Origin of the sequence: Aquimarina brevivitae, from assembly GCF_004216895.1 — a bacterium.
GTDB lineage: Bacteria > Bacteroidota > Bacteroidia > Flavobacteriales > Flavobacteriaceae > Aquimarina > Aquimarina brevivitae.
In genome coordinates, this window is record NZ_SGXE01000001.1 from 697,455 (window position 1) to 715,837 (window position 18,383).

The 18,383-nt window shown below is 34.9% G+C and carries 13 protein-coding genes; 6 read left to right on the top strand and 7 right to left on the bottom strand.

Annotation, left to right across the window (positions count from 1 at the left end; genetic code table 11):
• Window positions 1–106: 106 nt before the first annotated feature.
• From EV197_RS02835 to EV197_RS02855, 5 genes are all read right to left on the bottom strand, one after another.
• Complete coding sequence (locus tag EV197_RS02835) at window positions 107–2,830, bottom strand: TonB-dependent receptor (protein WP_130285224.1); 2,724 nt, start codon at window positions 2,828–2,830, stop codon at window positions 107–109.
• 262 nt (window positions 2,831–3,092) lie between these two features.
• Window positions 3,093–5,783, bottom strand: a complete 2,691-nt coding sequence (locus tag EV197_RS02840) for a TonB-dependent receptor (RefSeq protein WP_130285225.1) — start codon at window positions 5,781–5,783, stop codon at window positions 3,093–3,095.
• A gap of 209 nt (window positions 5,784–5,992) precedes the next feature.
• Window positions 5,993–7,840, bottom strand: a complete 1,848-nt coding sequence (gene glmS, locus EV197_RS02845; protein ID WP_130285226.1) for a glutamine--fructose-6-phosphate transaminase (isomerizing) — start codon at window positions 7,838–7,840, stop codon at window positions 5,993–5,995.
• 38 nt (window positions 7,841–7,878) lie between these two features.
• A complete protein-coding gene (gene bamH / locus EV197_RS02850) occupies window positions 7,879–9,519 on the bottom strand; it encodes a BamH family beta-barrel-assembly machinery protein (protein WP_165388984.1) in 1,641 nt (546 codons plus the stop codon).
• A 20-nt stretch (window positions 9,520–9,539) separates the two neighbouring features.
• Window positions 9,540–10,349: a glycogen/starch synthase gene (locus EV197_RS02855; protein WP_130285228.1), complete on the bottom strand. Its 810-nt coding sequence runs from the start codon at window positions 10,347–10,349 to the stop codon at window positions 9,540–9,542.
• 111 nt (window positions 10,350–10,460) lie between these two features.
• Here EV197_RS02855 and panC point away from each other — a divergent pair, with 111 nt between their 5' ends.
• The 5 genes from panC to radA all read left to right on the top strand — a co-directional run bounded on the left by panC (window position 10,461) and on the right by radA (window position 15,314).
• The gene (gene panC / locus EV197_RS02860) at window positions 10,461–11,309 is read left to right on the top strand and encodes a pantoate--beta-alanine ligase (protein ID WP_130285229.1); all 849 of its coding nucleotides are present in this window, start codon (window positions 10,461–10,463) and stop codon (window positions 11,307–11,309) included.
• A 19-nt stretch (window positions 11,310–11,328) separates the two neighbouring features.
• On the top strand, window positions 11,329–11,679 hold the full coding sequence (gene panD / locus EV197_RS02865; protein ID WP_130285230.1) for an aspartate 1-decarboxylase: 351 nt from the start codon (window positions 11,329–11,331) through the stop codon (window positions 11,677–11,679).
• A complete protein-coding gene (locus EV197_RS02870; protein WP_130285231.1) occupies window positions 11,680–12,645 on the top strand; it encodes a lysylphosphatidylglycerol synthase transmembrane domain-containing protein in 966 nt (321 codons plus the stop codon). It abuts the gene before it with no gap.
• Between the two features lie 41 nt (window positions 12,646–12,686).
• Window positions 12,687–13,841, top strand: a complete 1,155-nt coding sequence (locus EV197_RS02875) for an alpha/beta hydrolase (RefSeq protein ID WP_130285232.1) — start codon at window positions 12,687–12,689, stop codon at window positions 13,839–13,841.
• Window positions 13,842–13,943: 102 nt separating this feature from the next.
• Window positions 13,944–15,314, top strand: coding sequence for a DNA repair protein RadA (gene radA / locus EV197_RS02880; RefSeq protein WP_130285233.1), 1,371 nt, complete (start codon window positions 13,944–13,946; stop codon window positions 15,312–15,314).
• Here the strand turns inward: radA and EV197_RS02885 are convergent, their stop codons facing one another.
• Window positions 15,315–16,346, bottom strand: coding sequence for an aldo/keto reductase (locus tag EV197_RS02885; RefSeq protein WP_130285234.1), 1,032 nt, complete (start codon window positions 16,344–16,346; stop codon window positions 15,315–15,317).
• Window positions 16,347–16,828: 482 nt separating this feature from the next.
• Between EV197_RS02885 and EV197_RS02890 the strand changes: the two genes are divergently transcribed.
• Window positions 16,829–17,230 carry a hypothetical protein gene (locus EV197_RS02890; protein WP_130285235.1) on the top strand — a complete coding sequence of 134 codons (402 nt, stop codon included), beginning with the start codon at window positions 16,829–16,831 and terminating at the stop codon, window positions 17,228–17,230.
• A gap of 92 nt (window positions 17,231–17,322) precedes the next feature.
• Here EV197_RS02890 and EV197_RS02895 read toward each other — a convergent pair whose 3' ends face one another.
• Window positions 17,323–18,282 carry an OmpA/MotB family protein gene (locus tag EV197_RS02895; RefSeq protein WP_130285236.1) on the bottom strand — a complete coding sequence of 320 codons (960 nt, stop codon included), beginning with the start codon at window positions 18,280–18,282 and terminating at the stop codon, window positions 17,323–17,325.
• Window positions 18,283–18,383 lie beyond the last annotated feature (101 nt).

An 18,383-nucleotide genomic window follows, 5' to 3' on the forward strand; every position in this document is an offset into this window, starting at 1 on the left:
ACACAAAAGTTAAAAATTGACCACTTTGAACAATATTTAGTTAAAAAAATAGCTAAAAAAAGCCCACTTACCTTTATAAGTGGGCTTTTTTGATGGTTGTTTGGGGTTATAAATTGTTTAGTGATAAGCCAATATAATACTGTGATCCGATAAATCCAGTTCCTATGCCTGCATAGTATTCGTTACCTCCAATATTTGTTGCTCCCATTTTAAGTGCTGCTTTTAATTTAGGAATTCTATAATTAAGCTGCGCATCAATAACGGTAAAAGATGGAACTTCTGTCGATCCAAAAGCATCATTCCACTGAAAACTGTCACTCCACTTAAGACTAGTATTAAAACCAAAATTTTTGAAAAGGTTTCGGTTACCAAATAATACTTTTACTCTATGTTCTGGACTATTAAATTCTGATTGGAAATTACTTTGATTCTGATTGTCCAAATCTTCTTTAGCATAAGTATAGTTAACACCTAGATCATAATCTCTTAAAATACTACTTTCCACTCCTACAGTAGCACCGTACGAATTTACATCTACAGCGGTATTTGTGGCGATATTATACACTTTAAAATCACCATTAGCTATTGCTTGTACAGCAGTTAGTGAACCTACGGAGCCATATAGCGGAACTATTACAACCTCACTCGTAATAAAATCTTGGTACATATTATAATACCCACCAACTTCAATTGAAAAATCATCAAATTTTCCACGGTATCCTAGTTCTATACTTGATACTTGTTCTGGCTTAACTAATTCCGGTGAAGCTTGCTCTAGACGTGTAGGGTCTGCTGAAGATGAAAATGCCAGTGCCGAAGCTAAGGTATAAGAATTTTCAAAAGCGTCTCTACCTGTAATGGTAACGGAATTTTGACCAGTAAGTACTGTTCCTTGCGTACTTAAATCAAAATCTCTACGTTCTCTATCCAGGTTTTCAGGAGCTGAACCAATAGCTATGGCTCCGACAAGATCTAGTCCCATATAGAGGTTTTGCGTAGTTGGGTTTCTAAAACCTGTCTGGTATGAAGCTCTAATGTTATGATTTCTTTTTTCACCTAAAGTATATCCAACAGCTGCTCTAGGCGAATAATTTCCATCAAATAGTTGAGACTTGTCATAGCGCACAGATCCTGTGAATTTTAATCGTTCATCTAAGAATTTCTTCTGTATTTGTGCATATACACCAATTTCGGAATATTTTATAGGTCCATCTGCATCAGTAAAGATGGAACCGTCAGATCTTAAGTTATATTCTCTAAAAGATCCTCCGACTTGTATATCTGCAAACTCGTTGACAAGATGGCTAAAATTATAATTAGCATCTACATGTCTTAACTGGCTCTCATCCTTAAATTTAGCACCAGTGGTAAAATCAGGATCATTGATTACACTTTCAAAAACTTCTTGAAATTCAGGTGTTCCAGGAATTAGTCGCCCTGTATCTGCTTGAGCTCTAGCTGCTTGATGTGCTTGTTCTGAAGTCGCGCCTCCACCAATAGCTGCAGCATAAGTACCAAAATATTCAGCATACCAGGTTTCATTATCTTTCCATCTATTGTTGATGTTTGTTGCTGCAACTCGGGTGTCGTAAGTATCCCCTGCATCTGAATCGGTAATATACCCTCGAATAAAGAAATTATTATTTTTTATTTCTAATTTATGTTGTTGTAAAAAGAAGTTTGGGGAATAAAAACGATTGGCATTTTGAAAAATCGTCGTACCTCTACCTATACGACCATTGTATATGATTTCAAAATCATCTTCAAACGGTCTATAGTGTATTGCACTACTAAATTTAACGCTTTCTGCTTCATAGTCCACAAGGTCTATTTCTTGGTAACCAGTTCTACTTACAAACCCTATACCTGGTAAATTTAAAGTTACTTCATCACCATATACATTAACACCGTTATAATTAGGGTCTGTAGCTCTATTTAACGATGGGTTATTAATATTGTTTTGGTTAACGGCAAACCAATCGGTACCTCTGAACATGGTAAAATTAGCTTTAACTGCTAATTTTTTTGAGAATGCTTTGGCTACTCTTATTCCAACGTCATAAAATGGGTTGGTACCTGCAGCATCTTGTGAGGTTACACCACCTCTTGAATATGCGCTTATACCTTCTGCATCAAATGGGTTTTTACTGGTGTATGTTAATAAACCATTAAAAGCATTGGCTCCGTATAGTGCAGATGAAGCTCCTGGTAGTAATTCAACTCTTTGAATATCCAGTTCGGAAACACTTACTAAATTTCCTAAAGAAAAGTTTAAGGAAGGTGAGCTGTTATCCATACCATCGACCAACTGAACAAATCGTGTGTTTGAAAATGATCCATATCCTCTGGTATTAACAGTTTTGTACGTTAAACTATTGCTTAAGACTTCTACACCTTTAATGTTTTCTAGTCCACTATAATAATCAATTGATGGCGTAAACTTTATTTCTCGAGTTCCGTAATATTCAACACGTACTGGTGATTCGAATATTCTTTCTGGTTTTCTTGATGCTGATAAAATAACAACATCTAGATCGGTTCCTTCTTGAAGGGTAACTAAAATTTGTTTTTCACTTGAAGTAATAGTTTGGGTTACTGTTTCATATCCTACACTACTAAAATAAAGGGTTACGGGCAATACTTCATCCATAGGCAAAACAAATTCTCCATCAAAATTGGTTACTGCACCCACGGCATAGCCTCTTAATTTTACATTGACTAATGGAATAGGATTACCAGCTTGGTCTACAACCTTTCCGGTTAAGGTCGTTACCTGAGCGGAAAGTATACCGCATAATAAGGTTAAGAAAAAAAATAATTTTCTTTTCATAATAAATTAAATGTTAGGTTTAAGTGTTTGGGGCACTTGTTGAGTTATTAAATAGATCCTTTTTATTTTTTTAAAGGAAGACGAAAGTAATAAAAATTGGATAAAATACACAAAAAATAACCCTATTGTTTTGTAGGTAGGAAAAAACTTATTTTAAATAACAAAAAAAGATGGTTCTTATCTGATAATCCAAAAATATTGATGTACTGAAATAAAAAAACCGGCTAAGTTAGCCGGTTTTTTTAAAGTATTTAAATTTATTCTATAGATTATTAAAGTACAATCCAATATAATACTGTGAGCCGATATTACCGGTACCTAATGCGGTAAAATATTCTTCACCGGTTAAGTTTGTACCTCCTAATTTGATCTTTGCTTTCAGTGCAGGGATTCTATAGTTAATTTGTGCATCAAAGACAGTAAAGGAAGGAACTTCACCTACTGCAAATGCGGATTCCCAAATATAATCAGTGCTCCATCTAACAGCGGTATTGAAACCGAAGTTTCTCAATAAGTTTTCGTTACCAAACATAGCTTTGAACTTATGTCTTGGCGTATTAAAACTAGTTCTAAACCCAGGGTCTTGACTTTGATCAAAATCTTGCTCAGCAAACGTATAGCTGGTATTCAATTCATAATTGCCGAAAACTCTTGCAGATATTCCGAATACTGCTCCATAAGAGTTGATATCCGCAGTAGAGTTGGTTATGGTTTGGAAACCAGCGAAGTTACCCGCTCTTAACGAATTTTCTGCTTCTGTAGTTCCCACATCACCCGATAACGGACTTGCTACATCAACTGTAGCAATAAAGTCTTGATACATATTGTAGTACCCGCTAACATCTAATAATAATTTACCAAAATCGGCGCGGTACCCCAGTTCAATTGCAGTTACTTTTTCTGGTTTTACAATGTCTGGGTTTGCGATTTCTAATACAGAAGTATCCGTTCCTCCAGTTTGTAAAAACGCTCTTACCGAGTTGGCAGTATATGAATTTTCATAGGCTGCACGACCACTAATTTGTGTTCCATTAACTACTCTTGTATAACGATCTAAATTAGCTTCTGCAGAACCGACAACTGCACCCTCACCTATATCTAACCCAATAAACAAGTCTTGAGTAGTTGGGTTTCTAAAACCTGTTTGGATAGAAGCTCTAATATTTCTGTTTCGATTTCTACCCAGGGTATAACCTACAGAGAATCTAGGAGAATAGTTTCCATCGAAAAGCTCGGACTTATCATATCGAACAGATCCAGTTAGTTTTAAACGATCATCAATTAATTTTTTCTGTATTTGTGAATATATACCAAACTCAGAGTAGTCGATAGATCCATCAAAATCCGTATAGATGGTTCCGTCAGAAATTAAATTATATTCTCTAAATGATCCACCAATTTGTATATCTGCAAAATCACCTAATAGATGTGAAAAATTGTAATTGGCATCGTGGTGTGTAAATTGTGTTTTAGAAATAAATCTAGCACCTGTTTCAAAATCAGGGTCACTAGTTACTGAATTAAATGCATTCTGAAATTCAGCTGTACCCGGCTCAAAGCGACCCGTATCTGCAAAGTCTCTTGCAGCACTATGCGCTAATTCTTCTGATCCTGTTTGAGAAAATGCCTGTTGAAAAGCAAAAGCGTACTCGCCAAACCATTGTTGGTCACTCTTCCATCTGCGGTTAATATTTATTCCTGCAAATCGAGTGTCGTATGCATCTCCCGCATCTTCTGCAGTGATATAGCTTCTAATAAAGAAATTGTCATTTCTAACTTCAAGTTTGTGTTGTTGTAATAGGAAGTTTTTTAACGAGAAGCGATTGGAATCTTGAAACATAGTTTGTCCCTTACCAACTTTGGCAGCATATATAATTTCGAAATCATCACCAAAAGGTCTGTAGTGCAGTGATCCATCAAATTTTATACTTTCTGCTTCGTAATCGGTTAAGTCGGCTTCATCATATCCAGTTCTTGAAACAAATCCGATGCCCGGTAAAGCGGTCCTCACTTCATCTCCATATACATTTAAACCGTCGTAAGCAGGATCTTCCGCTCTACTTTCACCAGGATTTAATACGTTATCTCTATTGGAAGCGTACCAATCCGTACCTCTCAAATAGGCAAAGTTCACTTTGGCTGCAAATTTATCTCCAAAGGCTTTTGCCATTCGTAAACCTACATCATAAAACTCATTATCACCAGCTGCTTCTTGTGACGTTATACCAGTTTTAAAATAGGTGCTTATACCTTGATGATCAAACGGATTTTTGGTATTCATAAATAAAATACCATTAAATGCATTTGCTCCATATAAAGCCGATGATGCACCAGGTAATAATTCTATATTTTGGACATCCAATTCATTAACCCCAATAAGGTTACCTAATGCGAAATTCAAGGATGGAGAAACATTGTCCATTCCATCGATTAATTGTACAAATCGAGTGTTAGTAAAGGTTGCAAACCCTCTGGTATTTATAGATTGAAAGGTTAAACTATTGGTATTTACGTCAACTCCTTTTATATTTTCTAAGCCAGCATAAAAATCAGCAGATGGCGCAGCTTTGACGTCATTAATACCATAACGTTCAATACTAACCGGAGACTCAAAGATACGTTCTGGAGCTCTAGATGCTGCAACTACAAGCTCATCAAGAAAGCTGATTTCTTTTAAGGTAATATTTACTTCAATAGTTCCTGAGTTTACTACTTCAGTAACAGGTTCAAAACCTACACTGCTAATCTCTAAAGTATAGGGATACTCTTTATTGGTAGTAATAGCAAAAAAACCATCGAAATCTGAGATAGTTCTTTGGTCTGTTCCTTTAAGTTGTACGGAAACTCCAGGAATCGGTTGACCGTATTCGTCGGTAATATTACCATAGAGCGATGTTTGCGCAAAGCTAATAATGCTTATAAAAAGCATCAGTAGGGTAGTAATAATTTTCATAATGGATAAAATTTAGATTTGGATCCGCGAAAATACTGTAAATCCGTATATTAGAAAATTTTAATGCGGTTTTACCATAATTTTTATGGCTTTGAAAAATAAAGCCTATAAAATTTAAAGAAAAATCAACATATCCACTAAGTTCTTAAAAAACAAGCAAGTATTGTGTTAAATTAAAACTAAATATATAACGTATGGCTGTCTAGAAGTTATTCTACTGTAACTGATTTTGCTAAATTTCTGGGTTGATCCACATTTTTTCCTAACATAACCGCGATATAGTAGGATAATATTTGTAATGGGATGGTTGTAAGTAAGGGCGTTAAAAATTCTTCAGTTTCGGGGATTTCAATAACGTGATCAGCTAATTCTTTTACAGTAACATCTCCTTCTGTAACAACAGCTATAATTTTACCTTGGCGAGATTTAATTTCTTGAATATTGCTAACGATTTTATCGTAATGGCCTTTTTTGGTAGCAATAACAACTACAGGCATTTGCTCATCGATAAGAGCAATAGGACCATGTTTCATTTCTGCTGCTGGATACCCTTCTGCATGGATGTACGAAATTTCTTTCAACTTTAATGCTCCTTCTAAAGCTACTGGAAAATTAAAACCTCTACCTAAATACAAGAAATTTTTGGCTTCCTTGTAAGTTTCTGCAATACTTTTTACGTGCGCTGCGGATTGAAGTGAAATTTTTACTTTTTCAGGAATTCGCTCTAATTCTTGTAAGTAATAGTGAAAATCACTTTTAGGAATTGTTCCTTTACTCTCCGCTAGCTTAAGTGCAATAAGTGCTAAAACGGTGATTTGAGTTGTAAATGCTTTAGTAGATGCTACACCAATTTCTGGACCTGCGTGAGTGTAGGCTCCTGCATGCGTTTCTCTTGATATCGAAGAGCCAACTACATTACAAACACCAAAAACAAAAGCTCCTTTTTCTTTAGCTAGCTTAATAGCCGCCATAGTATCTGCGGTTTCGCCACTTTGAGATATAGCAATAATAACATCATCCTGGTGTATTACTGGGTTACGGTATCTAAATTCAGAAGCATACTCAACCTCTACAGGTAATCTAACTAATTCTTCGAAAATGTACTCAGCAACTAATCCGGCGTGCCAAGAGGTACCACACGCAACAATTACAATCCGTTTTGCGTTTAATAATTTTGTTAAATTATCATCAACACCAGCCATTTTGATAATGCCTTCATCCACTCGCATTCTACCTCTAAAGGTATCACTGATCGCATTAGGTTGCTCATAGATTTCTTTGAGCATAAAATGATCATAGCCTCCCTTTTCGATTTGCTCAAGGTTTAATTGCAATTCTTGTAAATAAGGATCAACGCTGGTATCATCCTTAATTTTACGAACTTTAACTTCTTTACCTCTTCTAACTATTGCCATTTCTCCGTCTTCAAGATAAATCGCATTATTGGTGTATTCGATAAATGGAGAAGCATCAGAGGCGATAAAAAATTCATCTTCACCAACACCTATGGCAAGGGGACTACCTAACCTAGCAACAATAATTTCATCAGGCTTATTTTTATCAAAAACCGCTATAGCGTAAGCGCCAATAGTTTGGTTTAGCGCTAATTGCACAGCTTTTCCTAATTTTACGTTTTCTTTAGTTTTAACTTCTTCTATTAGATTTACTAAAACTTCAGTATCGGTATCAGAAGTAAAGGTATACCCTCTCTTTTTTAATTCCGTCTTTAAAGCGTCATAATTTTCTATAATTCCATTATGAATTATCACTAGGTCGCCAGAGTTGGAATAATGTGGATGTGAGTTAACATCATTAGGCACTCCATGTGTGGCCCATCTGGTGTGTCCTATGCCAATAGTACCCTCAGTGCTAATTTCATTTTCTAACTTATCCTGTAGATCTGCTACCTTACCCTTGGTTTTAGAAAGCTTAATAGTCTTGCCATCATAAAGCGCTATACCAGCTGAATCATAGCCTCGATATTCTAATCGTTTTAATCCTTTTAATATAATTGGATATGCTTGTCTATGTCCTATGTAACCTACAATTCCGCACATATGAGTTGATATTATGTATTTGAATTACTGTATCGTAATTATTTTGTATAAAAAATTTCCAGCTTTACTCGCTTAGACTCTGGAACGTTGGCACCTGGTCCGTGTAAAATAGTACCCTCATGAGAAACTATGGATGAAAAAGGTATTCTTCTATCAGCTTCGTCTGCAGGGGTATTAAATCCATTAGCCAATCCGGTAATATTTACATTTTGAGAAACGGCTATACCTAATTTAACATTGTCCTCGTCGCGATTTAAGACATCAATTATATGTCTTGTTAATCGAATTTTATAGAATTCACCATTTTCATCAGCATCTCTTGATAATCTTTCCAGGTGATTTGTTATAGAATTAATAGGGTTACTTTCATTATTGGTGCCATCAAAATAATCTATAAGTACTGAGCCTGTATTTTCATTAAATATAAAAATTCTTTCTGGTTCATTGCTTCCGGAAACCATTTTATCTTGATCAACATATATCTTTAAATTTGCTTCATTAATTAACCATTCTTGGTTTCTGAGATACTCTAATTCAGTAATTTGCTCTCCCTCTTCGTTGAAAACAGGATCTCCATTTTCATCAAATGCAGGTTCATTAAAGAATTCTAAAACTCCATATGAACCTTCACCTCCTTTTAAATAGATATTCTCTTCACCAGAAATTTCTCCTTGTTCTTCAGGGCCATAAGTGGCCTCAATATCAGGGTTTAAGGTATTGGATATAGCATTAATTACATTGTTGGTAAAACTAAACACATATTCTTGTTGACCCCTTACCGTATCGTCTGTTGATCCGTCATTATTGGTGTCCTCAATATCTCTGATATCCGTGGTATATTGTAAAGTAATAGTTGCCTCAGAAATATCAAACTTAAACATATTACCGGCAGAGGCACTTTCTGTTTTAATATATATTCCTCTAAAATAATTTCTGAAGTTATTTGCATTGCTCAACTCTGGTTGCCCTTCTTTATCTATGATCTCTTGTTTGAAATAATTTACTATTTCTTCACTAAATTCTATTCTTAATTGAGGTGGAAGTCTTTGAATCTGAGGAGGCGTATCTTCATCATTGTCATCGTCTATTTCTACAAGAACTTCTTCTGCAGAAGGTTTAAAATCAAGTGTGTCTGCTAATAGTTGTCCTTCTAAGGATGAAAAAGTACTGATGTCGTTAGAATAATATATTTTTCTTTCCTCAGGCATACTAGGATTAAAGTCAGAAAGGAAATAATTAGACCTATAAATTCTTAAATTAATAGTGCTTTCTCCATATACGGAGTCCAGTTCATAAGTATTTACTATTTCTTCGTTCTCATTAGTTTCAGTTGAAATTAACTCTGAATAATAAGGGATGCTAAGTATCACTTTATCCAAAACAGGATTTTCCCCAAAAACAGGATTATAATTAGGAGGCTCTATCTGTGATAATAAACTATATTCTGTTTTGCCATAAACCGGATCTACATATATACCTAACATATTGCAGGGTAAATTCGTTGCCTGAACCGCACTCAATTTTTTGGTAACAGCAGTTGGATAGGCAATGTAACTGTCATTCTGAAAATTTACATCTCCAATAATTTCATCACCAACTGTATTAAAATCATCATTACAGGATATGGCTGTTAAAGCTATGGTAAAACAAACCACTGCTTTTACTATTCTATTTTTCAAATTCATAAATGTTTATAAGCTTATACCAATACTTCAGACTCATAAAAAGTCTCATAGGCATCCGCAAATTCTTCCGGTTTTTTATACTCTAAAACCGGTTGCTCAATACTTTTTAAATGCTCCTCAATTTCTGAAGGAATTTCTTCAGAACCAACAATAATGGCATCAGAGTGATTGATGGCAACTTTCATGATGTTCGCATATGAAGGTTTAGCCAAAATTTCAATTTTATCTTCAGCTATACCGTCAAATTTAATCTTATCCATCATTTTCTTATCTAACGTACCATCAAATCCTTGATTGTATACTGAGGTAACTATTTTGCTTTCGCTAAATAAGGGTTCATTAGCATAGTAGTTCCTTAAGTACAATGGTAATAAAGAGGCTAACCAACCGTGAACGTGAATCACATCTGGTGACCAATTTAATTTTTTCACCGTTTCAATAACTCCCTTAGCAAAAAAGATTGCTCGCTCATCGTTATCTGGGAAAAGATTTCCATCTTCATCCGATAAGGTTGCTTTTCTTTTAAAATAATCTTCATTATCAATGAAATATACCTGCATCCGTTCTTTAGGAATGGAAGCCACCTTTATAATCAATGGCATGTCCAAATCGTTAATTACTAAGTTCATACCAGACAAACGGATCACTTCGTGAAGTTGATGTCTTCTTTCATTAATGTTACCGTATCGAGGCATAAAAATCCTAATTTGGCCACCTTTACTATTGACCATTCTTGGAGCCTCAAATGACATTGATGAAATTTCCGTTTCTGGTAAATAAGGTATTACTTCTGATGATACGTACAATATCCTCTTGTCTTTCATATAAATCGAAACTTTGTCGTCTTCCTAAGAATAAATTTTTGCAAAATTACGAAAATTTATGTAGTCTCCCAGTAATATCTTATTTTTGCACGCTTTTAATGCAAAAAATCAATGGAGCTATACACCAAAAGACGGGATCTAGAAGCAGAAGTTGCAAAACTAAAAAAACAAAATCTGGATATAGGTTTTGTCCCTACTATGGGAGCATTACATAGTGGGCACTTAGCTTTGGTAAAGCAAGCCGCTAAAGATAACGAAATAGTGGTAGTTAGCATCTTTGTCAATCCAACTCAATTTAATAATAAAGCAGATTTAGCACACTATCCAAGAACGCTTAAGGAGGATATGGATTTGTTGACAAATATATTAGAAACTGTTATGGTTTTTGCTCCTGCCCCAGAGGAGGTTTATGGTGAGGAGGCAAAAGCTACTTCGTATGATTTTGGTGGTTTGGAGTTAGAAATGGAAGGAAAATTTAGACCAGGCCATTTTAATGGGGTAGGGACTGTGCTAAAACATTTATTTGATATCGTAAAGCCAGATCGTGCTTATTTTGGTGAAAAGGATTATCAGCAATTACAAATTGTAAAGAAACTTGTAGAAATTGAAAAAATGGCAGTTCAAATAATTGGGTGCCCTATTTATCGCGAAAGCTCTGGATTGGCTTTAAGTTCGCGAAATACAAGGTTAAACTCAGTGCAAACAAAAGCATCACCCAAAATATATGAAGTTCTTAAGCAAGTTAAAGAAGACTTTGGCACAAAAAGTGTAGAGGAACTAAATGCCTGGGTGTCAGAACAATTTAGTGATGATCCTGATCTCAAATTAGAATATTTTGAAATCGCAAACGCAATTAATCTCAAAACCGCAAAGCGAAAGAATAAAGGAGAAGAATATCGTGCATTTATTGCTGTTTTTGCGGGAGAAGTGAGGTTGATTGATAACATTGCCCTAAATTAAAATTAATTAACTTTGTAACATGTTTGTACACGTAGTAAAATCTAAAATACATAGAGTAAAAGTTACAGGAGCTGATCTAAATTATATTGGTAGTATTACCATAGATCAGGACCTGATGGATGCTGCCAATATTATTGAAGGCGAAAAAGTTCAGATTGTAAATAATAACAATGGAGAGCGCCTAGAGACTTATGCAATTCCTGGTCCAAGGAATAGTGGTGAAATAACGCTAAATGGAGCAGCTGCTCGAAAAGTAGCAAAAGGAGATGTGCTTATCTTGATCGCATATGCGATGATGGATATTGAAGAGGCTAAAAATTTTAAACCAAAATTGCTTTTTCCTGATGAGGAAACTAATTTATTAAAATAAGTGAATTCTAAACTCAGTAAAGCCTTAAAGATCATACTCCCACTACTGTTGGGAGTTTTTTTAATATGGTATTCTATAGCTTCTGCCACTGAGGAAGAAAAAAAAGAATTGGCTCATTATATCTCCAATGCTGATCTATCTTGGGTGGTATTATCTATTGTTTTAGGTTTAATATCACATTTATCGCGTGCCTATCGATGGAATTTTTTATTAAAACCAATAGGGTATTCTGTATCACTTCAAAATAGCTTTATGGCTATAATGGCAGGCTATTTAGCTAATTTAGGAATTCCAAGATCAGGTGAATTGATTAGAGCGGGCATTATCACTACCTACGAAGAGGTGCCTTTTAAGAAATCATTCGGCACTATTATTTCAGAGCGTGTGGTGGATTTATTGATGCTTTGCTTAATAATTTTGATCACATTACTATTTGAATCAGAACAACTATTGTCCTATTTAGGTAGCAAATTGGCGAATCCATTAATTACAGTTTTGATTTTAATAAGCGCAATACTTGCAGGTATTTTTTTACTGCGTTTACTTAAAAAATCAGAAAACCGTTTAGTGATCAAGATTAGAAATTTTGGAGAAGGATTATTGGAGGGCGTAAAAAGTATTTACCAGTTAAAAAAGAAATGGCCGTTTATTATACATACCTTGCTTATTTGGGCACTATATGTATTAATGTTTTATGTGGTAAAGTATACGGTTCCTGGCGGAGCAGAAATTGGGATAGGCATAATATTAGTCACTTTTGTTGCAGGATCCTTGGCCATTTCTCTAACCAATGGAGGCATTGGTGTTTTTCCATTGGCCATAGCTGTTGTTTTGCAATTATATGATATTGATAAATCTATTGGATTAGCTTATGGATGGATCTTATGGGGTTCTCAAACTGCAATAACTATCCTATTTGGAGCGTTATCCTTTTTGTTGCTACCGCTATTAAATAGAGTCAAATAATTATTATATATTGCTAGTTACTTAACCTAAATAAATTGTTTATGAAAAAAAGTATCTTTTTTTTATTACTAAGTTTGCTGATTGCGCCTGTAGCTCAAGCCCAGGCGATTTATGAATCTTTTCGCTCAGTAAAACTTGATCAAACAAGAGAGCTAAAAATTCAATTGCCAAGAAACTATCAAAGAAATGAGGATAAGATTTATCCTGTGATACTGGTGTTAGATGGGGATTATCTATTCGAACCTGTCGCAGGAATGGTTGATTATTTTTCGTATTGGGAAGATATGCCAGAGTCCATAGTGGTTGGGATAAATCAGAGAAAGACTAGGTTAGAGGATGGTAGGTACGATACAGCGCAGTATTTACCAACAGGAAGCGGTGCAAATTTTTATGAATTTATAGGGCAAGAATTAATGCCTTATATAAATGAAACGTATAGAACAGCACCTCTGAAAATTATTGTAGGTCACGATTATACTTCTAATTTTATCAATTATTTCATGTTTAAGGATAATCCAATATTTCAGGGCTATATCAACTTAAGTCCTGAGTTAGCTCCTACTATGATTGAGAAAATATCCAATGTATTATCCAAAGACCCTAAAAATACCTGGTATTATTTAGCTACAGGGGCAAATGACTCTGATCAAATAAAAGAAGATGTAATTCAATTAGATGCCAGAATTGATAGTTTAAAGTTACAGAATCTAAATTATCACTTTGATAACTTTGCGGAATCTACTCATTACACCTTGGTAGGAAAAGCTATTCCTAAGGCATTAGAGGATTTTTTCCAGATGTATAGACCGATCAGTAAAAAGATATATAGAGATGTTATTTTACCCATGGAAGACGAATCCAGGTTTGAGTATTTAACCAACATTTATAAAACTACTGAAGAGTTATACGGTTTTAAAAGAAAGGTTAGAATAAATGATTTTATAGCCATATCCACTGCAGTTGAAAAAACTGAAGACTGGGAGGAATTAGAACCATTAGGTGATTTGGCGGTTAAAGAATATCCGGATAGTATGTTGGGATATTATTATTTAGGCATTTATTATGAACAAATTGGTGAACCTAAAAAAGCATTACGAGCCTACGAAAAAGGATTTCAAAAGGAAGAAATTGCATTTTTAACTAAAGATTATATGTTAGAAAAAGCAACGAAGATCAAAGAAGATTTTGGTTGGTAGTAGGTATAAAAAAAGAATAGTAAAGATCTTCTGTTTAGAAGATCTTTTTTTTAACTGGTTATCTTGATATTGTAATTATAGCGTTAATATATTGGCTTCATTATGGCAAAAACAAAAACAGTATTTTATTGTCAAAATTGTGGCGCTCAGTATTCTAAATGGCAAGGACAATGTACCTCCTGTAAAGCCTGGAATACAATTGCTGAAGAACTCGTACAAAAAGCAGAAAAAAATGATTGGAAACAATCGTCTCTTACAGGATCTACTGCAAAAAGAGCTTCAAAGCCATTAAAAGTATCCGAAATTGATACTTCCACCGAAGCGAGATACAAAACCGATGATGAAGAACTGGATCGTGTTTTAGGCGGAGGATTAGTGCCAGGGTCTTTAACCTTATTAGGAGGAGAACCAGGCATCGGCAAAAGTACCTTGCTATTACAAATTAGTATTCGTTTACCTTTTAAAACACTATACGTATCTGGAGAGGAAAGTCAAAAGCAAATAAAAATGCGGGCTGAGCGGATTTCATCAAAAACTGATAACTGTTATATACTTACCGAAACAAAGACGCAACATATTTTTAGACAAATCGAGGCGATAACTCCCGATATTGTTATTATTGATTCTATACAAACGCTTCATAGTGATTATATAGAAAGTAGTGCCGGAAGCATTTCTCAAATCCGAGAATGTACTACCGAACTGATAAAGTTTGCAAAAGAAACTTCAACACCAGTTGTTTTGATTGGGCATATTACTAAAGATGGCCATATTGCCGGACCCAAGATATTGGAGCATATGGTAGATACAGTGCTTCAATTTGAAGGAGATAGAAACCACGTATATCGCATATTAAGAGCGCTTAAAAATAGATTTGGCTCTACTTCAGAGCTTGGAATATATGAAATGTTAGGTCACGGATTGCGACAGGTCAGCAATCCGAGTGAAATATTGATATCCAAAAAAGATGAAGAGTTAAGTGGTAATGCCATTGCAGCTACGCTTGAGGGTATGAGACCACTGATGATAGAGATACAGGCACTGGTAAGCACAGCAGTATATGGAACACCGCAACGAAGCGCAACAGGCTATAATCTTAAACGGCTAAATATGATCTTGGCAGTTTTAGAAAAAAGAGCAGGGTTTCGATTAGGAGCAAAAGATGTATTTCTTAATGTTACTGGAGGGATCTCTGTGGATGATCCTGCCATTGATCTAGCTGTGGTTGCAGCTATACTTTCTTCAAATGAAGATGTGTATATTCCTAAGGATTACTGTTTTGCTGCGGAGGTCGGGCTGGCTGGTGAAGTTAGACCAGTAACTCGAGTGGAGCAACGCATTCAGGAAGCAGAAAAACTAGGTTTTTCAACAATTTTTGTCTCCAAATACAACAAATTAGCCCACAAGCCTACCAATATTAAAGTGCAATTAGTTGCAAAAGTAGAAGATGTGGTAGAGCTGCTATTTGCTTAATTAAGGAGCTGGGTTGGGAATATCATTATGTACTTCATTTATCTTTTGCAAAATTTCTTTGGATAATGAAATATTGATACTATCGATATTCTCTTTGAGTTGCTCCATAGTAGTTGCACCAATAATCGTACTGGTTACAAAAGGTCTTTCTGTAACAAAGGATAGTGCCATTTTTGTGAGACTTATATTGTGTTCTTTGGCAATTTCATTGTAAGCTCTTGTTGCAGCAAATGAATTGGTATTATGATACCTATTAAATTGTGGAAATAGCGTAACTCTCGCGTTGGGTGGGGTTTCATCTAAGTATTTGCCAGTTAGTTGTCCAAATCCAAGAGGCGAATACGGTAAATGACCAATATTTTCTCGGTGCAGGATTTCAGTGAGTCCGATTTCATCTTTTCGATTCAACAAACTATATGGATTTTGAACAGTAATCATTTTTGGAGCTCCTTTGCGAGCTTCTTCGGCATAGCGCATCACTCCATAAGGTGTTTCATTAGACAAACCAATCTGACGAATTTTACCTTCTTTAATAAAATCTTCTAAATAGCTTAGGACAGCAGCAAAGTTATCTTGCCACTGTTCATCTGCATCGTGTTCATATCCTCTTACACCAAAAAAATTGGTATTTCGATCCGGCCAATGTAATTGGTATAGATCAATGTAATCTGTTTGTAACCTTTTTAAGCTTTTGTGGATAGCATCGCTAAACTCTGATTTGGTAAAACCGCCAGTTCTAATGTGTTTTACAAACTCTCTTGGCCCTACAATCTTTGTTGCTAACACAATTTTGTCTCTTTTACCCGTTTTTTGCAGCCATTTGCCAATTATTGTCTCCGTTGCGCCTTGTGTTTCTTTCTTTGCTGGCACTGCATAAAGCTCGGCTGTATCAATAAAATTAATGCCTTTTTGTAAGGCGTAATCTAATTGTTGATGGGCTTCTTGCTCGGTGTTTTGTTCTCCCCAGGTCATGGTTCCTAGGCACAGTTTACTAACGGATATATCGGTATTGGGTAAGCGAGTGTATTTCACGATGTACTTTTTTTCAAAAGTAGAAAGTTATACTGGAGTAGATCTAAAAATTATCTTAAATAGATAAATAAACAAAAGTAAAAAAACAAAAACGGATGCGCCTATACCCCCCGCATCCGTTATGTTATAAAAGACTCAATCAATAAATCCACTTATGATTAATGTCTTACGTTTCAGAAATTATTAATTCAAATATAGAATTAAACAAGAGCTTGTTATTCTATCAACTAGTATATGAGGAAAATAATTTAGCGAACGTTAGGTATTTACGAGAATTCGATTATTATATTTTTTGCTGCAATTAAAAAAATAGGTTTTTTTTGGAGAATAATATTTTGTGGCACACTTTTGGCAATAATGAAATAAATTGATTAATTTACCCCTTCATTAGGGTTACTTTAATACTAAACAGTTTATTATTCCGTTAGTTGATGATGGGATAGAACAATGAAATATAATTAATACTTTAACACCCAAACACGATGAAAAAATTATTTCTTTTATTATTTGTGCTTAGCGCAGGAGTTTCAATGCAAGCTCAACAAAACGATTGGACCGAATTAGCAAAAATTTACGATGAAGAGTTATATCCTTTAGCAAAAGATGTTGCTGAAATTACCGATAAAGTAATTGCAAACAAGAGTGTAATTTCTATTGTTAAAAGTACAGGTACTACTTCTATTGTTAAAGAGCGTGCCAATGATGTGCCCGTAGAGTTTTATAATTATAAGCTTTTAACTTCTGCAGGTAGAGAAATTAAACTTACAGATCAATTGATGGCCAATAAAGTTGTCAATAAATTTTTTGAAGTACTACGAAGAGTAAAAGAAAGTTCTAAGAAAGATAACAAAGCTGAAATTGAAGCTATCTTAGACTCTCTATAAGAAAAGATACCTACAAAAAGTAAAGAAAAAGCTTCCAAATAGTTGGAAGCTTTTTTATTTTGATTCAATATTTGAAATACAGATACCTAGTATTACATATCGTTAAGAAGCTTAGTAATTTCATCTAGCTTTGGCGTTAAAATTACTTCAATTCTTCTATTTTTAGCTTTTCCTTCTGCAGTTTCGTTACTCGCAATAGGAGAAAATTCACTTCTACCCGCTGCGGTCAGGTTTTTAGGATCTATTTTTTTGTTTTCTAATAAGAGTTGGACAATCGCAGTAGCTCGTTTGGTAGATAAATCCCAATTGCTTGATATCTGGCCGTTACCCAGGTAGGGGTCATTGTCCGTGTGTCCTTCTATTAAAACAGCAATATCAGAATTTTCTGCTAGCACCGAACCTAGTTGTTTTACTGCTTGCTTACCTTGTGATCCAATTGCCCAACTACCGGAATCAAATAGTAATTTGTTTTCCATAGAGATGTAGACCTTTCCATTGCGTTCTTCGACGGTTAATCCTTTACCTTCAAAATTACGTAGGGCATTAGCTATAGCCGTTTTTAAGGCTTTCATTTTTTGTTCTTGAGCTGCAATTAGACCCTCGAGCTCATCAACGCGTTTGGCTCTTGCTTGCAGGTCTCTTTGTAATTGATCTAAGCGTGTACGTTCTTTTGCAAGATCTTGCTCTTTTTGCTCTAATTGCGCTAATAGCTCTCTATTCTTTTTGCTATTGGCTGCAATGGCAGCTGAGCTGTTTTTTTCTAACGCATCATACGATTCTTTTAAATTGTTGTAATTGGCTAAAGTAGCATCATACTTTCGTTGTAATTCGTCTCGCTGCGCTATGGTTTTTTGGTATTCACCTGTTAATTTTTCAAGTGCAGTTTCAGTATTCTCATTTTGTTTCTGTAACGCTTCAAGATTAGATTGGAGCTGTCTATTTTCTCGCTTTACATTGGCATACTTACTTTCTAATTCTTTATGCACTTTTAACGATACACAAGAGGTAAAAAGCATACCTCCTACCATTAATACGATTACATTTTTTATCATATTATTTCTTACTTTGTTTTTTTGATATTAATTATTGTACTTTACAAAATTGAGTTAATCTGCCATCAATTTTTTAAAATTAATGTGTTACCTCCATTTAC